Consider the following 20867-nt stretch of genomic DNA (forward strand, 5'->3'; position numbering starts at 1 on the left):
GAAAGGATAGGTTACATATGAATATGCGGGAAATCCATTCTGGACGTCTCGATATCGCCGGAAAAGAGTTGTACTACGAAGTCTCCGGATCAGGACCAGCTGTCGTCCTGATTCACGCACATTCCGTAGATCGTAGAATGTGGGATGCTCAGTTTGCAAGTTTGGCTTCCCGCTATCAGGTCATTCGCTATGACTTAAGAGGCTATGGCCTTTCGGATATGCCTCAAGAGGGTGAAGATTATTTGCATGCTGAGGATCTGTACAAGCTGATGAATCATCTGGGCGTTAACCAAGCGCATATCGTCGGTTTATCCTTGGGGGCTTTTGTGGCGCTGGATTTTCAACATCTGTATCCGGAGCATACGATGACCGCTTCGGTTGCAGGCGGAGCCATCTATGCGGATGAAGAAGAGTCGGGCAAAGAACCGCAGCAGGACACCGATTCCGCCCAAGAGACCCCATCTTCAAGACCTGACCGTCGCGATCCGGCTATCCAGGCAAAGGTAGACGAGTGGTTCGCTAATTTGATGGATGGCTGCGGAGCATACAAGGAAGAAATCAGTGAGCAGCTGTGGAGCATGGTCAGCGACTGGTCCGCGTGGACGCTAAGGCATCAAGAGCCCAAGTGTCTGATCGGTCCGGCACTTACTCGTGGCCTTCGAGAACGAAGTAGCGGAACGCCTCTACTTGTCATCATCGGAGGCGACGACTGGGAGGGCAGCATCCGTTCGTCGGAAAAGCTGTTCGCTCTAGTGCCATCCGCCCGCAGAGTGGGTATCGCGGATGCAGGTCATTTTTCCAATATGGAGCGACCGGAAGTTTTTACGAACGTGCTGGAGCTCTTTTTTGAAGAACAGTGTAAATAAGAGGATAGTCTACAATGAATAGAAAGAGTGATAACCTGTGCATGCGATTAATTTGGAACCATTGAGCCGTCTGGAGCAGTTTGGACAACCGCCAGCCATAGATTCAACATATGCAGAGGAAGCCATTGCTTTTATCCTTAAGCAAATCGATCGTAACCTTGAAGCATTCACGCATCAATTTCCGGCGCCTGCAAGCGAAAATCTGATTTACCCCGCCATTGACAATGTGGAGTGGACTTCAAGCTTCTGGACGGGTATGCTATGGCTTGCTTACGAGTATACCGGAGATGACAAATACCGTCATGTCGCGGAAAGCCAACTTCAAGGCTACAAGGAGCGCGTAGAGAAACGGATCGAAACGAATACGCACGATATTGGTTTTCTGTATTCCCTGTCTTGTGTCGCCGCTTACAAGCTAACCGGCAATGAAGAGGCGAAGCAGACAGCGCTGCTCGCAGCGGATTTATTAATGGAACGTTATTTTGATAAAGCAGGCATCGTACAGGCTTGGGGGGAACTCAGCGACCCTGAACAGCAGGGCAGAATGATTATTGACTGCAACTTAAATCTGCCGCTTTTGTACTGGGCGACTGAAGTGTCGGGCGAACCGAAGTACGCCGAAGCAGCGAGAAGTCACGTCAAGCAGGCAGCTGCCTTTATTGTCAGAGACGATGCATCGACGTACCATACTTATTATATGGATGTGGAAACCGGATTGCCGAGATTCGGAAGAACGCATCAAGGCTATGCCGACGATACATGCTGGTCGCGTGGTCAAGCTTGGGGAATCAGCGGCTTCCCGCTCAGCTATTTATATACGGGTGATAAAGAACTGCTTGAATTGACCAAGAAGCTGTCGAACTATTTTCTTAACCGTCTGCCGGACGATCTTATCTGTTATTGGGATTTGATCTTCTTGGAAGGCAATGAACAGGAGAGGGATAGCTCGGCGGCTGCGATTGCCGCATGCGGTTTGCTCGAACTCTCCAGGCATTTGCCGCTTCTAGACCCGTCGAAGAACGTCTACGAGAATGCGGCACTGCACATCCTGAAATCACTTCACGAAAATTACACAGCCAAGAATTACCCAGAGTCGAGTGGCGTGTTGATCCACGCCGTGTACAACAAGCCACGCGGGATGGGCATCGACGAGTGCAACATTTGGGGCGATTATTTCTATTTCGAAGCATTAATTCGCATAGTGAAAGATTGGAAGCCTTACTGGTAATTAAGGCCTTCTCAGCCCGTCAATCCAGACCTCAAGCGCCGTAGTCGGCAGCTGAGAGGTCTTTTTTGGCGCTTTGGCAAAGCACACGCCAGCGAAAACCAGCTGAGAAGTCGGAAAAGGCCTTCTCAGCCCGCAACCCAGACCTCAAGCGCCGTAGTCGGCAGCTGAGAGGTCTTTTTTGGCGCTCTGGCGAAGCACGCGCCAGCGAAATCCAGCTGAGAGGTCTATTTTGTCACATACATCGTTTCAATTCCTTCTATCGTTTGATGACTTGTAGAATTGCCGCATGTACGCTGATGGCGATTCGCCATATACTTTCTTGAACACTCTGCTAAAGTAAAAAGGATTCTGATATCCGAGCCGCTCACTAATCTCCGTTAAGTTCAGTGAGCTTAGCCGCGTCAACTCGATCGCCTTGTTCAGCTTTAACATCGTATGAGTCTCTACGATGCTTTTGCCCGTTGCTCTTTTGAATGAGGCAGAAAGGTAGCTGTAATTCATGTTCAAGTGTGTTTGCAGTCTGGCTGCATCGAAAGGGTCCTCGAGGTGTGCCACCAAATAGGCCATGATACGTTCAGTTGTCCGACGGGCAGCTTCGGTGATTCCGTCCTGATCGGAAGCGGCCGCATGCAGTTCAAGGAAGAATTGATAGACGTTCAAACTTGTCCGTGTCATCTTGTGAGCAGCTGAATCTTATGGGATTGTATGAAATCTACGCGATTACGGACAATGAACATGCGGTACAGCTGATGTCAGGCATCGCAGCCTGGTTTTATCGCTGAACGGGACAATTCTCGGAGGAGCAAATGGACGATCTGCTTGATCTTGAGATCGGAGGCATGCTTGAAGCTTGGGCGGATCTGTATGGGATCACCGGCGATGAGAAGCATCTCGAGCTCATACGAAGATATGATCGGCGGCGATTTTTCGATGCACTGATGGAAGGAAAAGGTGTGCTGACGAACAAGCATGCCTAATACACAAATTCCTGAAATTCTTGGTGCAGCACGGGTATGGGAAGTAACAGGGGATGAACGGTACCGCAAAATAGTGGAAGCTTTCTGGGCTATTGCCGTTACAAATCGCGGTTATGTATCTACAGGGGCAGGCGATAATGGCGAGCTATGGATGCCGGCAAACGAAATGGCTGCCAGACTCGGCGTCGGTCAGGAGCACTGCTGCAACTACAACATGATGCGACTTGCCCATGTGCTGCTCCGCTGGACGGGTGATCCCATTTATGCTGACTATTGGGAGCGTCGGTTTATGAATGGTGTGCTTGCTCATCAACATGGGGATACTGGCATGGTTTCCTATTTCCTCGGCGCAGCTGCAGGCAGCAAAAAAATATGGGGCTCGCCGACGCAGCATTTCTGGTGCTGTCACGGAACGCTCATGCAGGCTAACGCATCCTATGAGTCGCAAATTTTCCTGGAGGAAGAGAGCGGAATCACTGTCTGTCAATGGCTGCCCTCCGAGCTGCACTGTAATTACGGCGGCAGCTTGTTAAGTATCCGCTTGGAGCAGGACGGACAGCACGGCATTTATCCACTTAACAACTGGTCTGTTGAAGGTATGACCGCGATTACGAAAGTGAACATTCCGCCCATTCCGGTTCAACGTCTTGACAGCTTCATTTATAAAATTACCGTCAAGGTTGAGATAATTTCTACATTTACATTGAAGCTGCGCTTGCCTTGGTGGCTGAAGGGCCACCCAAAGATTTCAGTGAATGGCGTCGAACAGGCGCAGGGAGTTGCAAAAGCATCGTCCTTCTTCCAACTCACTCGAGAATGGCTTAGTGGCGATACGATTACCAGCGAATTCTCGAAGGCGTTAACGGCTGAACCACTTCCTGGCGAGCCAGGCACCTATGCGTTCTTGGATGGTCCGATCGTGCTTGCGGGATTAACTGAAGAGGAGCGGGTGCTTTCTGGAGATCCTTTCCGTCCGGAAACGATGCTGGTCCTTGATCGAGAGCGGAACCACGGTTGGTGGAATCCCGGATATTACCGCACTAAAGGGGCGGACCGAGGATTTAGGTTCATTCCTTTGTATGAGGTTAAAGACGAAAGCTATTCGATTTATTTTCCAATACAGACGTCTTAAGAGATGGTGTACCTCTGTCATTCCTGTATTTGAGCGGAGTCGTTCCGACCACCCTTTTGAAGAGTTGAATAAAGTAAGAGGCGTTCGGTATGCCGATTCGAATACCGATTTCCTCAACCGCCAAATCCGTCGTCTCAAGCAGTCTGCAGGCTTGTTTCATTCGTCTGGCCGTCAAGTAATCCGTTACGCTGCTGCCTGTCTCCTGACGAAAAACTCTGGAAATGTAGCTCGTGGACAGATGTGTTTCTTTTGCCAAATCGTCAAGACTAACGTCATCCTGATAATGCTTTTCGATCCAACTCATAATCGTTTCTGAGTAACGCGGATTTCTGCGCAGCGCCTCTTGTACGTCTTTCACTTCTGAGTACACACTGTCCACAACATTCAAAAGTTGCAGCAAAAGCAAAGTGATATCTTCACAATCGCGAGCGTTGACATCGTGATTGCGATCAAAGGAGGAGTAAATCCATTCTATCGATTCTGCTTGTAGGGAAAGATCATAGGCATGATTACGGTCTCTACCTTGCCATAATGCAGTAAAAAGGGCGCGCTTTTTCGGAAAAGGACGTAATTGTTGATCAATGAGAACAGGATCCACATAAAAGATGGATCGAACATAGGGTGTCTCAGGACTAACCATAGCGTGGATACGATGGAGCTGAAAAGGCTGGAAGAAGAAGAACATTCCTCGTCTGATTTCGTAGGCTTGCCGATTGAGGACGATGCTGCCCTGCCCTTCGTGTACGAAGACTGCTTCGCAGCATTGATGCCAGTGATAGTAACCTTTGAAGTCATGTTCAGACCTGAGGTGATAATCCCAAACGATGTCTTTATGATCAAAGATAACAGGTTCGAATAGTCGGTTCATATGTCTACCCTCCTATATGACAAAATATGAACATTTATTGATATTGTAACATAACTTTTGCGTGAAATGATGATCTATAATAGATAAAAACAGATGGGGGTATTCATAATGAGTACAGCATATTGGGAAGACATCATGGCAAGGCTCGATAGAAAAGTTACACATACGATTGATCAAATGGGTACGAAATGCCCGCATTTCGCAGGGGAAGATGGCAAGTTTGACGACATCGGCTCCGATTGGTGGACGACTGGCTTCTGGCCGGGCATATTGTGGATCATGAATGACATGACAGGCAAGGATTACTATAAAGAGGCCGCCTGGCACTGGGATGGAATTCTGGAAGAGTGGTTCATAAAACCAACGGAGGAGCTTCATCATGACGTAGGATTTCAATTTCTGCCAACAGCTGTTATCAAAAATACGTTAACGGGGGATGCGGATGGATTCCGCCGAGGGATTGAAGCAGCGAATTTTCTAGCAGCACGTTATAACCCTGTTGGTCGTTATATTCGAGCCTGGAATAATGGACCTGACGGTAAACCAGTACCCGGCTGGGTCATTATCGATTGCATGCTGAACATCTCTCTTTTGTTCTGGGCTAGCAAGGTGACTGGCGATCCTAGGTATAAGCATATGGCGATTCGTCATGCTGAGACGACGATGGCGTATGGCATCCGGGAGGATGGATCGACGAAGCACATCCTTTCGTTCGACGCCGAGACGGGTGCTTATATCGAAAACTTTGGCGGCCAGGGCTTATCTCCGGAATCATCATGGAGCCGTGGTACGGCCTGGGGATTATACGGTTTTGTGAATACGTATCGTCACACGGAGGATGAACGGTTTCTTCATACAGCGAAGAGGATCGCGCATTACTTCATTGCCGCGCTGCCTGAGGATCACGTCCCGTATTGGGATTTCCGCTTAGAATCGGAAGCGGGTATGTCGAGGGACACCTCAGCAGCAGCGATTGCCGCTTCAGCCTTACTTGATCTTGCAGATTTCGTACCGGCAGGAGAAAAGAGGTTGTACGCCGGTGCAGCAGAGCGGATCCTTCGTTCGCTGACTGAGAACTATGCGACTTGGGATCAGCCGGAGCACGAAGCCATTTTGCTGCATGCTACTGGCAGCGGCACTTCGTTTATTGATGTCTCGCTTATTTATGGCGATTATTACTATGTGGAAGCGATCTCGAAGCTTAATGGATGGAAGCACCGCATCTTTTGATGGATGTGTTGGAAGAGAGGAGAACAATATGAAATGGACAACGGATGAATTTCTGAAGCGATTGTACGAGGAAACGGAAAAGGAGCGACTTAAGCAGCGGTCAGGAAAGAAGCATTCCGGAGTAGATCGTCAGGAGCTTTGCGGCCGATTAAAGCAAGCGCTGGGAAGCTTCCCGGAAGCGGTAACACCGCTTCAGCCAATCGTGCTGGAGACGAAGGATTACGGCGATTATTATCTTGAGCACATCCAATATTCAACCATGGAATCCGTGAATGTCCCTGTCATGGTGTTGGTACCGAAAGATGGAAAAGGCTCATGGCCTGCGGTGCTGGCTTGCCATGGACATGGCAATGGTCAACGAGACGCAGTTGGTCTGGCTCCGAACGGCAGCGTGCTGGGCGAACCCGGAATCCATAACCGTTTTGCTGTCGAACTAGTGAAGAGGGGGCTGCTTGTGGTCATCCCGGAAATCATGGGTTTCGGAGTGCGTCGGATGGCAGAAGAGATTCAAGCGAATCCGAACTACAGCTCCTGCGGCACGCTTTCGTCCCAATTGTTGATGTTCGGTAGGACACTAGCGGGCATGCGGGTTTACGAGGCCATCCGGGCGCTGGATTACATACAATCTCGAGATGATGTCATAGCTAGCCGCATCGGAATTTTCGGCTTCTCCGGAGGAGGTCTGATCAGCGCATTTACGGCAGGATTAGATGACCGTATTAAGGCTGCCGTGCTTGCCGGGTGGACGAATACGTTTCGGGGAAGTATTCTTGCCATGCATCACTGCATCGACAATTACTTGCCCGGTATCCTGCCTGGTGCCGAACAACCGGAGCTCATCAGCTTAATAGCCCCTCGTAATTTATTTGTTGAATCAGGCGAGAACGATCCAATCTTTCCGGTAGAACATGTTCGCGAGGCTATTGCGGAGCTTAAGGAAATTTATAATGGCATGAATGCTCTGGATTATTTCCAATCGGATATTTTTCCGGGCAGTCACGAAATATCGGGACGTAAGTCCTTTGATTGGCTTGCAGAGTGCCTGCGATCATAAGGAAGTTCGTCTTGCAATTATAACAATATGGAGGTGAGCTTGTGTTAAATCGTATTCATCTCTTGGAAGAATGGCATGTTGCAGGACAACAAAGCGATCACGGTTATGATTTAAGAGAGACTATAAACATTGAATATCCAACACCCCCTAATGCTGTAGGCTGGTATCCCATTGGTTTTGAAAGAGGCAATGACTCTGCGCTTGAAGCAATGGGTTGGCATGGACTGAAGCTTCATTTGAACGCGCATGATGAGGAAACTGAAATAACGGTCAAAGCTGGCTTTATCGATAATCGGAGTGTTATCGCCAGAATTCTACTTGCGGGGTCTGGGAAGCATGATGTACAGCTGAAGCTGTCCGATTTTGAAATAGAAATGAGTAAAGGGGATATTTGGAGATTTCTGAAAAGCTTTGAACTGCAGGGAAATGCTGAATTAATTTCGGCAAGCCTTCATCGAGGGGATAAAATATTTGTTGAAACGAATGTGTTGGGTAAATCCGGTGATGCAGGTGAAGAAGTCGTATATACGATGAGTGTATATAATTGTTCGGAAACCAGACAACATGTTGTCATCAAACAAGTATTTGAAGGCTGGGAGTCTTTATTTCCTATTGTTACGCCAGCCAAGTTTGTATTAGAGCCGAATGCCAGACAGGACATAACAGCGATCGTAAAAGTACATGATTATATGGCAGCGGGCGGACATGAAAATACGATTCTAAAACTTATCGCTAATGGAGCCAGTGAGAGTGCGGTTACCGTAGAGTTCAAAACATTAAGAAGATTACCGCATCCTTATATTTATCATAATAAGCAGCAGTGGAAAGAAACAAAGCAGAAGAGACAAGTATCCGAAATTCAAACCGGAGTATGATAAATTAATAGCAACAGCGAATGCATGGGAAGTCAAACCTCCAATAGAAGAACGAAATTACTGCTATAACACAAGTGAAGAGCACAATATCATGTCAGCCGCCTATGCTTATGCGCTTACTGAAGATATCAAATACGCTGAGAAAGTGGCTACATTCCTGCGCTATTTCATAGATGATGAAATAGGGTATCCGAAAAAGAAAAAAGGCTGCAGCCAGAGCTATGTTCAGGAAGGACATTTTTTCCAGCACCTAGCGATCCCCTATGATATTATTCATCAAGCAGGTGTTTTGACGCCTGAAGAACACAAAGGGATAGAAAAAACGTTCCGTATCTACATGGATATCTTAGATAAACATATACATCAAGGGCATATTTCTAATTGGTTGTTATCGGAAATAACTGGAGCTTTTTATTGTGCACTGGCTATCCAAGATATCGAGCGAGCCTTACGTTTTGCATTCGGTATGGGGGGATCCATTCATCACTTGAAATATGGATTGTTTAATGACGGCTGGTGGCATGAATGTTCCGTAGGGTATAACACCTGGGTATCCTCGATGTATATCCACACCGCACATGCCTTGCTTCCTTTCGGAATTAACATTTTGCATACCCATTTCCCGATCCCGTTTAATGATGAAGTGAATAGTACCTATAACGGTGAAGATGCAAAAGTAAGATTCGGGATGTATAACAAAAAGTGGGGGGGCAATAGAAAAAACTATGTCTGTATCAAAGACATGTTCGATGCGACGATCCCATTTTTGGATTACAGGGGGGTTATGTTCGGTATTAGTGATTCCGATGAAAGGAAATTAGAGGGAGTGCACTTTGGCTCGACTTTCGACTTGGCTTATCGCTATTATAAGGACCCAGAGTACATCCCTGTTATCCATCAAAATGTCAATGTGGACCCGATATTCGGACATGCTGAATTGCCTGAATATCGTTCTTCTTATGTTAAAAACAATGCTTATGCGGATAATGTGGGCATAGCCATGTTAAGAAGTCAGACTGAAAATAGAGAGCAGAAGGACCAAATCCAAGCTGTTATTCGATATGGCTCACATGGATATGCTCATGGACATTTTGATCGTACGGAAGTCTTGTCCATTATGCGTTATGGACGCAGCTTTTTTAACCCTGAGCATGTATGGTGGGGTTATCCGCATTTTATGTACAAATTCTATGTCCAAAACTCGATGACCAAAAATATGGTCGTAGTCGATGAAAAAATGCAGGTGCCAAGTGATTCCAAAAGATTGTTATTTTATAGCGGAAAAGCGATTCAAGCAGTTGCAATAGAGACTAATTCAAAGTGGTCCTATCCTCCATATGGCGGAATGATTTACAATGAGACCGAAACGTTAGAAGAAAGAAGCAAGATGAATGCGAGTTCATTGCCGGAAGTGCAAGCTGCCCCTCCATATGGAGAATTGTCAGATTTCACAGAACCAATCACGCAAAAAAGAGTGATGGGGGTAACCGACGATTATCTTGTTTTATTTGATTATCTTAAAGGCGAAACAGAGCATCAATATGATAGTTTGTTCCAAATAAAAGGATTCAAAGGAATAAAGACTGATACCTTGGGTGAATGGAAGCATACTAGTCAATTTACCGAAAATCCTTTGTCCGATGCGCAATTTATAACGGATTGTCAGTGGTATGAAGCAGCCGGCACCAGTGTCGCAAGCTTTGAAACCATCTTTGGTGAAGGCGAGGATATGCGTGGTACAAGAACAGCTCATAATACACCAGGCTTATTGAAAATGGATGTACACACCGCTTGGCCTAAACAATCGATTCAAATCGTAGGCAGAACGGCAGAGGATCATGGATATACGATACCTTTAGAGTACCAGGTAGAAGTAGATGGTAAAGTGAAGGCAGAAGGCGAGTTTGGCGCATGGCTCCTAAGCGAGAGGAAATGTGAGATAGATCTTCAAGGGGCTAGAGCATTAACGCTAAGAGTCAAAAATAAGCCTACCTACAACGAACAAAAATATCCGCAAAAAACAAAACAAGGTCTTTTCTGGGGTGAGGCTTATGTGATCACAGCAGATGGCAGACTGAAAAATTTTTGCGATTTAGACGTAGTCTACGAAAATATTGATCGTGGCTTCGGTATAGGTAAGGATTACGAGGGGGGACGGGTTACGATCGTAGGAAATGAATATCCGGCGGCCATACCTACAAGCCCAGTTGACCATGACAAGTTTGGCACCCTAACTCTTGATTTATCAGGAATGAATGCTGTGCGTTTTGTAGGATTGATTGGAGCCGATGCCTTCCCTGGTGACGAAGCCCAAAGACGTAAAACATATGCTGTAAGACCTAAAACTAAGGATAAAATTGGCCGCTATATCACCATCGTGGAACCTTTCGAGACGGAAAGCATGATTGTATCCGTGCAGGCTGCCGATGCAAATACGGTCGAAGTGATTCTTAAAGACGGCAGAACACAAATCATAAGTGTTAATCAAATAGAACATGACGAAATAACAGTAAATATCATGGAATACAAAAATGGTATTCTCATTCATAATGAATTAGCGTGCGGTAGATAATCTGGTGGTGCATCTGGCAATCAACTTACGTATACTCAGGAGGAAATTATGACTAGCAGATTAATCGTTTATGAGGCGCCAAAAGGTGCAATTGGACGGAGTGACTTTTCTGTAAGTGTTCGAACACCTGGACAAGAGTGGCAGCAGCTGTTCGTTTATGAAGTGAAGGTAGATATGCATAACGTTCGCTCAGCATCGATGGTTTATTTTGACATGGAAGGAACGGTTGAGGTTCAGGTTACAGCGCTAAACCAAGCAGTAGACCAAGTAGCTATACGTCCGCTATCTTCACAGATATCATTTTCGAGCGACGAAAATAGGGTAGATTTTTCACTGGATCGACCAAGTAAGCTGTCTATCGAAATCAACGGTGAGCGTTTCGGTAACCTTCATCTTTTTGCCAATCCGTTAGAAGAGAATGTTCCACAACAGGACGATCCGAAAGTACTTGTGCTGAAGCCTGCCATACATCGTACCGAGGATATCTATCGCTTGGCCGCAGCTCCTGTTCTGCCAAGTGGTAAGACGCCGGAAGTCATTTACTTTGCTCCAGGTATGCATTATTTGGAGGAAACCATCCTGCGAATACCGTCAAACACGACCGTTTATATTGCTGGAGGTGCAATCGTAGTAGGATCGCTCGTTTGCGAGCATGTGGAGAATGTCCAGATTCGGGGCAGAGGGTTCCTCTATTTGTCTGACTTTCATCGTTTCTCTGCGTTTCGAGGCATCCGAATCCAGTTTTCCACAAATATAACCATCGAAGGCATCATGACGTTAGATCCACCACATTATAGTATTTATATCGGGAAGTCGGAGCATATCTTCATACGAAACTTCAAGTCGTTTAGTACACGCGGTTGGTCGGACGGCATCGATATGATGGCGAGCTCGAACATCGAGATTGATGATGTCTTTTTACGCACATCCGATGACTGCATTGCCTTTTATGGTACACGCTGGGACTATCAGGGAGATGCGAGAAATCTGACGGTGCGCAATTCGATATTTTGGGCGGATGTCGCCCATGCGTTGATGATCGGAATTCACGGTGACCATCACCGGGATGGTGATACGATTGAAAATGTGTTGTTCGAAAATATCGATATCCTAGAGCACCATGAGCCGCAGGTTAACTATTGGGGAGCGATGGCGATTAATGCCGGAGATAAGAATACGGTCCGTAATGTGACGTATGATAATATTCGGGTAGAAGAATTCGAACTTGGCCAATTGTTTGACATTCGTGTAGTTTGGAACAAGGATTATAACCCTGTTGCAGGTAAACGAATTGAAAACATTATGTTTAAGAACGTTTCGTATAACGGAAGGAACGCGAACCCGAATCGCATTTATGGCTATGATGCAGAACGGGCTGTGGAAGGTGTCCAATTCATCAATCTTCGGATCAATGGCCAATTGATTCTGAACCCTGAGCAGGGGAACATTGAGCTTAATGAGCATGCAAAGCGCGTTTCTTTTAGCGAGTAATATTAGTAGTATTTGCATTAATTATCCTTGTATCTTAGAGATGCGGGGATTTTTTTGTCGCAATTTGTGAATTTTGTTATGATAGGGATAGAAGTCCAGTGTTAAGGAATGAGGCGATCGTTTGAATTCTTTCTCCAAATTACGATTTAGACAAAGCATCTTCGCCAAGTTTACATTTTCCTTTATTATCGTAGGGTTAATTCCTTTGCTCGCGCTCAGCTATATTTCATTGAATACGTTTAGCAACTATTTGGAAAGATATGCCGTTACCAATTTTGAACAAATGCTGCTGTTCGCAAGTAAAAATGTGGATGACTTGTATACCCGGTATAATAATGAATCCAAGCTAATGTATTCTTATGGTACGAACAAAGGGCAAATACTTGGAGAGACTATTGCAGCACAAACCCTTGAGGGTGACTATCGCTTGACTCGGACAGTGGATGATTTTCTGCAAACGGTGCTGTATACAGACCGGCATTTGCAAAGTGTATTCTTCGTATTCCCGAATGGCGCTTATCAAACGGTGACCAAACAGAATAGAACTTTCGATTTTCGTTATCAATTCCCTGATCGAGAGTGGGGGGAAGTGCTCCAACAGAATCGCAATCTGCTGTCTTATTTCCCTACCCATCTTGATAACTACTATCTCGGTTCCAATCAACAAGTGCTTACCTTTGGCCGAAACCTATTGAATGTGGTAAATGCTCCAGGTGTTGAAGGGGAAATTGTAGGTTCCTTATATATGGATGTAAGCATGGGGGCATTCGATGAAATTTTCCAACAAATGATGTTGAACTCTAAAGATGTGGTCTATGTACTGGATCAAAATAACAGAATCCTATATAGCAGTGATCGAGCATCTATAGGTCAAACCTATGTGCAGAAAGATTCAAACGAATATTATCGGATGCAGAAAGATAATGCCAATGTTGCCTGGAAAATTGTTGGCGAGCTATATAAAGATGAGCTGGTTATGAGAACCAGGAAAATCATTAATACAATCGCGATTGTCGTCGGTCTTTGTATCGTATCGCTTATCTTGGTAGCGATCTGGTTCTCTAGAAGATTCTCTAAGCCGATTCGCAGTATTACTAGAGAAATGGCTAAGGTAGAATCAGGAAATTTCGATACCCAAGTAACCGTGCAAACTGCGGATGAACTCGGGTTGTTATCTCGAGGTTTCAACAAAATGGTTGTGCGCTTGCAATCTTACATTGAGGAGGTTTATGTTGCTCAGATCAAACAAAAGCATGCGGAGCTTAACGCTTTAAAGAATCAAATTAGGCCCCATTACTTGTATAATACCCTTGAGGTTATTCGAATGAGTGCGGTAGCTAACGATGACAATGAAGTAGGAGATATGATTTTGTCGTTATCGCATCAATTGAAGTATGTGCTTGATTATGGCCAAGAAACAGTTGCCTTGCAAGAGGAGAAAACAAACATCGAACAATATTTCCGGCTTATGGAGCTCCGTTATGGGGAGCATAAGCTATCTATGGATTTTCGTTTTGAAGGGGATGTGCTAAGTTGTTCTTTACCTAAGCTCTCGATCCAACCTATCGTTGAGAATGCGATTTATCATGGCATTATGCCGAAGTCGGGTAAAGGGACAATTCGAATCACAGCGGAGGAGCTTGCGGATAATCTGCTTTGTGTGACGGTCGATGACGACGGTGTCGGCATGACGGAGGAAACGCTTCATCAGGTTCGTCAAAAGCTGGAAAGCAGCTATTCTCTAGACTCTGGAGGAAGCAGCATTGGATTAAAGAATGTCCACGATCGTATTGTAACGCTCTACGGACCGGACTACGGCTTAGAGATCAATAGCACGAAACATATCGGAACCTCCGTAAGGATGGTCATTCCATTAGGAGAGGTGAATGCAAGTGCTGAACGCCATAATAGCTGATGATGAGCCTATTATCATTAAAGGCTTGAGGAAACTAATCCCCTGGCAAGAGCTCGGCATTGAGATTGTTGGAGAAGCATGGACGGGAAAGGGGCTTATGGAGCTCATCGAGCAAGAAAATCCTGATTTGGTTATCACCGATATTAGTATGCCTGACGGCACAGGAATTGATGTGATTAAGGAAATTCAGAATCAAGGGCTTCATACGAAGGTCATCTTTATAAGTGCCTATCAAGAATTCTCTTATGCGAAGGATGCGCTTGCGTACGGTGCGGTAGATTATTTAGTGAAGCCTATTGAAAAGAATCTATTACGTGAAGCCGTGCATAAAGCTATAGCTATGCTCCAGGAAGAACACAATGAACAGTCTTCTAAAGGAAAACTAGCCGTCTACGAGCAGAAGGACAAAAAAACACAGCTAGAGGAATTATTCGATCGGTTAACAGAGGGCGATATTCGCATCGAGGAGGTGGAGCGAAAGCTACAATCCTTGGAAATCCTTTTTTCTTATGAAAAGTTCACGATTTTGGTCATTGAGCTTGAGCGGCTGCAGGCTGCGGATAACAGGTGGGAGGAGCATGAGAAGCGTCTATTGCTGTTTGCGATTACCAATATGGCAGATGAGCTTATCCGCGAGTATGGAATGGGTGTTGTGATTCGCAAGTCGGAAAATTTATGTGTGATTGTTAATCATTCAGCAGAACGGGACATCCTTCCCTTATGCGAAGATATATTGGACAAGATTCGTTATTATTTGAAAATAGGCGTAACGGTTAGTATTGGAAAAACAGTTTCCAATTTTCGGGAGATCAAGAGCTCCTATACAGCAGCACTTCACTCATTAAAAAGCAGTTATTTTACTGGCACAGGTAAAGTGATACCTTTGTGGTCCTTAACTAAGGAAATACATGCTTCGGAGCACCAATTAGGTCAATTAAGACAATCGATTATCCAAGCATTGCTTGCTAAAGAGAAGGATCAACTGTCACAAATAACCGAAGAACTGTTCAAGCAAGTGGAAGCTTCATCGCGTGGAAGTAAAGAAGCCGCGGTAATGAGCTGTTATTCGGTGCTTACCGAAGTAACCGAGGAGCTGGCCGGATTCGGAATCCCATCAAGTGCATCCTTGCAGGAACAGCAGGATTGGCTTCACAGGATGCATCAGTTTCATCGATTTGAAGAGTTAAAGGCCTTTGTGAATTTAAAAGTAACGAATATGCTCGAACAATTGCATTTGGCTAGCGGAGGTAAAGAAGCCCAGCAAATGAAATTTGTGAAAGAGTATATTGAACAGCATTACAGCGAAAACATTACGCTTGAGAGTATTGCTTCCATGATCTATATGAACTCTTATTATTTCAGCAGCTTCTTCAAAAAGCATACCAATGAAAATTTCAAACAGTATGTAACGGATGTACGAATGAAGCAAGCTGTCAAATTGCTGCTACAAACCGACAAGATGGTCTATGAAATCGCGGAATTAGTAGGATACAACAACACCAGGCAGTTTAGTGATATGTTTAAGAAACACTTCGGTAAGCTTCCGCAAGAATACAAATCTCAGAAGCAATGAACGCAAGCTCTTTAACCTTTAACAGACACCTGGCACCATTGTATCAGGATTCGGTTAGAGGTTTTTATCTTTAAATGCTGCATATTAAGCTTAAAAAACTTCATTCTAAAGCAAAAATACATATGTTAATCTTAAGTCATGAAAGCGGATGCTAATGTGGACGGGCAATAATGAAGCGGCCAATATGCTTTCGTCTAAGGGATTGAATATATAGGGAGGTTTATCTAAGATGGTAAATAAATTTGCAAAAGTATTAGCAGGCTCGACAGCTCTAGCCCTTGCATTAACGGGATGCGGAGGTAAAGCATCGAACACAGGTTCCAGCGCTTCTCCCGCAGCTTCAGCTAAAGTGAGCGAAGCACCTAAGAAAGACGTAACTTTCAGTATCATTTATGCACCAGGCGATCCAGCGACGAAAAAAGCGGTGGAAGATTCAATTGCCGCCTTCGGCAAGGCATTTCCACATATCAAAATTAAAAATCTCACTGAGGTTACTTCTGCATCCTACCTCGACTTCTTAAAAACGAAAGATGCTGTTGGCGAATTCCCGGATTTGGTTGAGATGCGTGACACACAGCTATTCGCAGACAATGGCAAGCTTGCAGAATTGCCTAAGGAACTGCAAGGATTATTCGATTCCATTCCTCAAGTAAACGGTAAAGTCTATAATGCGCCTATCTCTTTGGAAGCGCCACATGGGATTATTTATAGCAAAAAGGCTTATGCAGATGCAGGCATAACAGAAGAGCCTAAGACTTATGCTGACTTTCTTGCAGCACAAGAGAAGTTGAAGGCCAAAGGCATTTCGCCAATCGTAATGGGTGGTAAGGATATTTTCCACTGGGGCTTCTGGATTAATAAATATTTGATGGATGAAGTTCTTGGTGATGACCCTAATTGGAATTCCAAGCGTTCTAAAGGCCAAGTAAGTTTCACGGACGCTGGACCAATGAAAGCAATGACGCTTTTCACTGAGCTTTTCACCAAAGGATATGTTGATCCGGGCTTCATGAGTACAGCTGATAACCAAACGGCTTCGATGCTTGTAACAGGCAAAGCGGCTAGCTTGTTCTCCGGTCCTTGGATGTTCCCGCAAATTGCGCAAGCAGATCCTAAATTCGAATTTGGTTTCTATCCGGTTCCAGATCAAAAAGGCAGAATTATTGTGAACGGGTTGGCGAAACCTTCTGGTTGGTCGTTATCTGCTGCGGCAGCTAAAGATCCGGATAAAGTGGCAGCGATGAGTGAATTTATTAAGTTCTTCTTCAGCAAAGACAATTATGCAGCTTATCTGAAGGCAGCAAGCGCTATTCCTTCTACCAAAGAGAAAATCAGTTATGAAGCTAGTCCCCAGCTTAAAGAGGTTCTCGATTTGATGGCTGATCCGAAGACAATTAAATCCCTTCAAATCAATGCGTTCTGGGGTGAGAATCAAATGCCTCCAACATGGCGCAACTGGTTCTATAAGCTTGCTCAGGATTGGATAATTAAAAAGGACTTCAGCGTAGAACAAATGAAAAAAGCGGATGCAGAATGGGATGCTGCTGTTAAAGCAATGAAAAAATAATATTAGGCTACAAATGAAGGAACCTCTGCAGGCAGCGGAGGTTTTCCTTCTCTAAGTCGATTGGAGCGTGAGAGAATGGCAACCACCATACAACCAGAAAAGAAAAAGAGGTTGTGGATTTCCTATTCCGTACTATTTCTTTTACCAGCTTTTATTCTATATACCATGTTCGTAATTGTTCCTACCTTAGGCAGCGTGTATCTAAGTTTTACTTCATGGGATGGAATAAGTAATGATATCCGTTATATTGGCTTTGATAACTTTGTAGAAATGTGGCACAGTGACCGCGTGCATAACGCTCTCAAAAATACACTCATTCTTTCTATCGTTTTGGTTGTTTTCGAGAATGTAGTTGCTTTAGCCTTGGCCATGCTAGTTGATCAAGTAAAATGGTTCCGAAACCTCTTTAGAAGCGTATTTTATTTGCCAGTTTTACTAAGCGGTATCGTATTGGGTTTCGTATGGACGATTATTTTGAACTATAACTTCGGTGTGCTTACGCAGATACTGGATAAGTTAAATTTATCTTCTCTAAAGCTTGATTGGCTTGGAAATCCAGATTATGCACTCATCGCGATCATCATCTTTACGGTTTGGAAGGCATCAGGCTACTATATGATTATTTATTTAGCCGGTCTTCAAGGGATCCCGCCTGAATTAACCGAAGCGGCAAGTATTGATGGGGCAAACCGCTGGCAGCAATTCAGACATATTACATTTCCTTTGCTTGCGGGTGCCTTTACGGTATGTATGATGCTGTCGATGATTGGATCTTTGAAAATATTCGATCAAATCGCCGTTATGACCGATGGCGGTCCTGGTTTCTCAACAGAAACATTGACTTATATCATCTATAAAGTAGGTTTTGGTGAGCTGAGACAAGGATATGGAACGGCGCTTTCGCTTGTTTTATTCATACTGATTATGATTGTATCCATTATTCAAATTAAGGTTCTTCGCAAAAGGGAGGTTCAGATGTAACATGCAAATACAAAAGAAAGGATTGGATCTGCTCCTCTTTGTCATCACCTTAGTCATCGCCGTCATTTTCTTTTTCCCTATTTATTTCACTCTCATATCGGCATTTAAAAGCAACGGGGAAATATTGCGAGACGCGATCGCATTTCCAACGAGCTTGTATGTAGAAAGCTTTCAATTTTTGTTGACAAAGACAGATTTTCCTCGTGCGATGTTGAATAGTATTTTCTTGACCTTGGTTTCGATTATATGCATGGTCGGTGTTATTCCGATGGCGGCTTATGCGATTGAGCGGACGAACAAAATGTGGACATATCTTGTGTATGTTTACTTTTTAGCCGGAATGATGATTCCTTTTCAAGTGTATATGATTCCATTGTTCAAGGAAATGAAACTACTAGGCTTATATGGGAGTTTGGGATCCCCGGTTCTCATCTATATTTCCGGTTCGGTCGGTTTCGGATGCTTGCTGTATACGAGCTTCTTGAAGGGAGTTCCTCGCGAGATTGAGGAAGCGGCTGAGATTGATGGGTGTTCTAAATACGGTATATTTTGGCGTATTGTGTTTCCTCTCCTGGGACCGTGTACAGCAAGTATGGTAGTGCTTCAAGGCCTCGGAATTTGGAATGACTTCTTGATGCCTAGCCTTGTGCTTCCGTCTGATAAGCCAAAAACGATGATTGTAGAAATATTTGGTTTTGTAGGCGAGTATGCGTCTCGTTGGGATATGGTTTTTGCAGGTACGGCCATGTCTATTGTTCCCGTTCTTATCGCATTTATCGCGCTGCAAAAGTATTTCATCAAAGGAGTTGCAGCAGGAGCCACAAAGGGCTGAGCTATAATTGTGCGCAAGGTCGTCGGATCGGTCGCCACCGGGCGCTAGCGCACAAAAATTGTGCGCAAGGTCGTCGGATCGGTCGCCACCGGGCGCTAGCGCACAAAAATTGTGCGCAAGGTCGTCAGATCGGTCGCCACCGGGCGCTAGCGCACAAAAATTGTGCGCAAGGTCGTCAGATCGGTCGCCACCGGGCGCTAGCGCACAAAAATTGTGCGCAAGGTCGCCACCGGGCGCTAGCGCACAAAAATTGTGCGCAAGGTCGTCAGATCGGTCGCCACCGGGCGCTAGCGCACAAAAATTGTGCGCAAGGTAGTCAGATCCGCCGCCACCGGGCGCTAGCGCACAAAAATTGTGCGCAATGTCGTCAGATCGGTCGCCACAGGGCGCTAGCGCACAAGGTAGTGCTTCTTCAAAAAATCCTATTATAATTTAACTTTAAGTGAATTATCCATTTATTAGGTCGTGAAGTACACGCCGCATGCTCTGAAAATTCATTTCCGGAGCATGCGGCTATTTTTTATATCATTTTCGGGACAAGGATACAGCCGATGAAGTAAAGCAGTGTGATGGTCCCGAAGCTGCACAGAGCAGCCAAAACAAGGATTAGACGAATAATGGTTGAATTAACTCCGAGCCATTCAGCAAGTCCTCCGCAAAGGCCGGTTAATTTACTGTCTGTAGTGGATCTGAATAATTTGTTCATATAATAAGTCTCCTCTCAAATGTAAGCAATGTCTGCTTCGTTCTTATGTCTTTATTGTAGCTTCTTCGAACTTCAACGAAAACGGACCACCGACGGTTATGGAAGCTGTACTAAAGTCGGGGAAGCTACAGTACTTAAGGGGAGTTTGGGCTGAATGGAGTGATTATCAATCTCAGGATAGGGTAGTGGATTCGATTTAATAACAACACCTTAGTGTTAAGTAAATTTGTTAAACTTATTAAGTGTGAAATTTATTCAAAGGAAAAGTATCTGAAGATGGATAGGGAGGGAACTTCCTTATAAGTTTTACAATTTTATACCATACTAAATAGAAAGTCGCAATTTGCGACTTTCCTATGATTTAATCTATGAGAAACTTATAAATGGCTGTTCACGAATCACAAAATAGATAAAGCCACATTCACAACATCCTGCAGAGATTGGCGATCTGAAGCAGTTTTGCCCATTACATAAAGGCCGTTGCGCGTATTAACCAAAAACCGTGAAAGCTCGCGCAGCGTATGGTGGAACTTCATTTTCCCATCTTTTTGCGCCTTCAACAGAAATTGATAAAATCGGGACTCCATATCGAGGTTATAAGCTTCAACCCTACTGGCGATACCGGGATCGATTGCTGCCAGTTCCATGGCCGTATTTGCTATAAAACATCCCCTTCGTTGCGTACCGTTACCCAAGGCACTGTCGATCACCTTTTCAAAGAAACGGGAAAGCACCTCTTTAGGAGAACCTTCTTCCTCTAAGATGGAAGAAAGTCTATATTTGGGAACTTGACGGAACCGATCCAGGCAGGTCAAGAAAAATTGATTTTTATCTCCGAACGTATCATACAGGCTCCCGCGGTGAACACCCGTCTGTTCCACGAGGTCTTGAATAGAAGTTCTTTCATAGCCTTGCTGCCAAAATAGTTCCATGGCTTTATCTAATGCGAGTTCTTGATCAAATTCTTTGGGTCTGGGCATAAGATAACCTCCTTAAGGAT

At 44.9% G+C, this 20867-nt stretch carries 18 protein-coding genes; 14 read left to right on the forward strand and 4 right to left on the reverse strand.

From position 1 onward, the window contains the following. The first annotated feature begins 17 nt into the window (after positions 1-17). Both ASG93_RS02140 and ASG93_RS02145 read left to right on the forward strand, forming a co-directional pair. Positions 18-866 (forward strand): alpha/beta fold hydrolase, encoded by an 849-nt coding sequence (locus tag ASG93_RS02140; protein WP_056828350.1) that lies wholly within the window; start codon positions 18-20, stop codon positions 864-866. Between the two features lie 37 nt (positions 867-903). Then, positions 904-2094 carry a glycoside hydrolase family 88 protein gene (locus tag ASG93_RS02145; RefSeq protein WP_056828352.1) on the forward strand — a complete coding sequence of 397 codons (1191 nt, stop codon included), beginning with the start codon at positions 904-906 and terminating at the stop codon, positions 2092-2094. 246 nt (positions 2095-2340) lie between these two features. Here the strand turns inward: ASG93_RS02145 and ASG93_RS02150 are convergent, their stop codons facing one another. Further along, positions 2341-2769, reverse strand: coding sequence for a helix-turn-helix domain-containing protein (locus ASG93_RS02150; RefSeq protein WP_082614651.1), 429 nt, complete (start codon positions 2767-2769; stop codon positions 2341-2343). Positions 2770-2900: 131 nt separating this feature from the next. Here ASG93_RS02150 and ASG93_RS36755 point away from each other — a divergent pair, with 131 nt between their 5' ends. Both ASG93_RS36755 and ASG93_RS02155 read left to right on the forward strand, forming a co-directional pair. Continuing rightward, positions 2901-3071, forward strand: a complete 171-nt coding sequence (locus ASG93_RS36755; protein WP_268795980.1) for a beta-L-arabinofuranosidase domain-containing protein — start codon at positions 2901-2903, stop codon at positions 3069-3071. Then, positions 3064-4203, forward strand: coding sequence for a beta-L-arabinofuranosidase domain-containing protein (locus ASG93_RS02155; protein ID WP_268795981.1), 1140 nt, complete (start codon positions 3064-3066; stop codon positions 4201-4203). Before ASG93_RS36755 ends, ASG93_RS02155 begins: the two co-directional genes overlap by 8 nt. Here the strand turns inward: ASG93_RS02155 and ASG93_RS02160 are convergent. Beyond that, the gene (locus ASG93_RS02160) at positions 4157-5071 is read right to left on the reverse strand and encodes an AraC family transcriptional regulator (protein ID WP_056828356.1); all 915 of its coding nucleotides are present in this window, start codon (positions 5069-5071) and stop codon (positions 4157-4159) included. The two genes, ASG93_RS02155 and ASG93_RS02160, sit on opposite strands and share 47 nt — an antisense overlap. Positions 5072-5179: 108 nt before the next feature. Here ASG93_RS02160 and ASG93_RS02165 point away from each other — a divergent pair, with 108 nt between their 5' ends. The 10 genes from ASG93_RS02165 to ASG93_RS02205 all read left to right on the forward strand — a co-directional run bounded on the left by ASG93_RS02165 (position 5180) and on the right by ASG93_RS02205 (position 19161). Continuing rightward, positions 5180-6301: a glycoside hydrolase family 88 protein gene (locus tag ASG93_RS02165; protein ID WP_056828358.1), complete on the forward strand. Its 1122-nt coding sequence runs from the start codon at positions 5180-5182 to the stop codon at positions 6299-6301. Positions 6302-6329: 28 nt separating this feature from the next. After that, complete coding sequence (locus tag ASG93_RS02170) at positions 6330-7355, forward strand: alpha/beta hydrolase family protein (protein ID WP_056828360.1); 1026 nt, start codon at positions 6330-6332, stop codon at positions 7353-7355. Positions 7356-7396: 41 nt separating this feature from the next. Beyond that, positions 7397-8230, forward strand: coding sequence for a hypothetical protein (locus tag ASG93_RS36130; protein ID WP_235550700.1), 834 nt, complete (start codon positions 7397-7399; stop codon positions 8228-8230). A 91-nt stretch (positions 8231-8321) separates the two neighbouring features. After that, complete coding sequence (locus tag ASG93_RS02175; protein ID WP_235550701.1) at positions 8322-10802, forward strand: alginate lyase family protein; 2481 nt, start codon at positions 8322-8324, stop codon at positions 10800-10802. Positions 10803-10850: 48 nt separating this feature from the next. Further along, the gene (locus ASG93_RS02180) at positions 10851-12293 is read left to right on the forward strand and encodes a glycosyl hydrolase family 28 protein (RefSeq protein WP_056828362.1); all 1443 of its coding nucleotides are present in this window, start codon (positions 10851-10853) and stop codon (positions 12291-12293) included. Positions 12294-12414: 121 nt separating this feature from the next. Further along, positions 12415-14208: a sensor histidine kinase gene (locus tag ASG93_RS02185; protein WP_056828364.1), complete on the forward strand. Its 1794-nt coding sequence runs from the start codon at positions 12415-12417 to the stop codon at positions 14206-14208. Next, positions 14180-15781 (forward strand): response regulator, encoded by a 1602-nt coding sequence (locus ASG93_RS02190; protein ID WP_235550702.1) that lies wholly within the window; start codon positions 14180-14182, stop codon positions 15779-15781. Before ASG93_RS02185 ends, ASG93_RS02190 begins: the two co-directional genes overlap by 29 nt. Positions 15782-16010: 229 nt before the next feature. Continuing rightward, complete coding sequence (locus ASG93_RS02195) at positions 16011-17348, forward strand: ABC transporter substrate-binding protein (RefSeq protein WP_056828366.1); 1338 nt, start codon at positions 16011-16013, stop codon at positions 17346-17348. A gap of 75 nt (positions 17349-17423) precedes the next feature. After that, positions 17424-18329 (forward strand): carbohydrate ABC transporter permease, encoded by a 906-nt coding sequence (locus tag ASG93_RS02200; protein ID WP_056828368.1) that lies wholly within the window; start codon positions 17424-17426, stop codon positions 18327-18329. Position 18330: 1 nt separating this feature from the next. Then, entirely contained in the window at positions 18331-19161 is an 831-nt protein-coding gene (locus tag ASG93_RS02205; protein WP_056828370.1) for a carbohydrate ABC transporter permease, read from the forward strand. 520 nt (positions 19162-19681) lie between these two features. Here ASG93_RS02205 and ASG93_RS02210 read toward each other — a convergent pair. Both ASG93_RS02210 and ASG93_RS02215 read right to left on the reverse strand, forming a co-directional pair. Then, a complete protein-coding gene (locus tag ASG93_RS02210; protein ID WP_056828372.1) occupies positions 19682-19867 on the reverse strand; it encodes a PspC domain-containing protein in 186 nt (61 codons plus the stop codon). Positions 19868-20265: 398 nt separating this feature from the next. After that, positions 20266-20847, reverse strand: a complete 582-nt coding sequence (locus tag ASG93_RS02215) for a TetR/AcrR family transcriptional regulator (RefSeq protein WP_056828374.1) — start codon at positions 20845-20847, stop codon at positions 20266-20268. Positions 20848-20867: the final 20 nt, after the last annotated feature.

The sequence above is a fragment of the Paenibacillus sp. Soil787 genome (assembly GCF_001429545.1).
Classification (GTDB): Bacteria; Bacillota; Bacilli; order Paenibacillales; family NBRC-103111; genus Paenibacillus_E.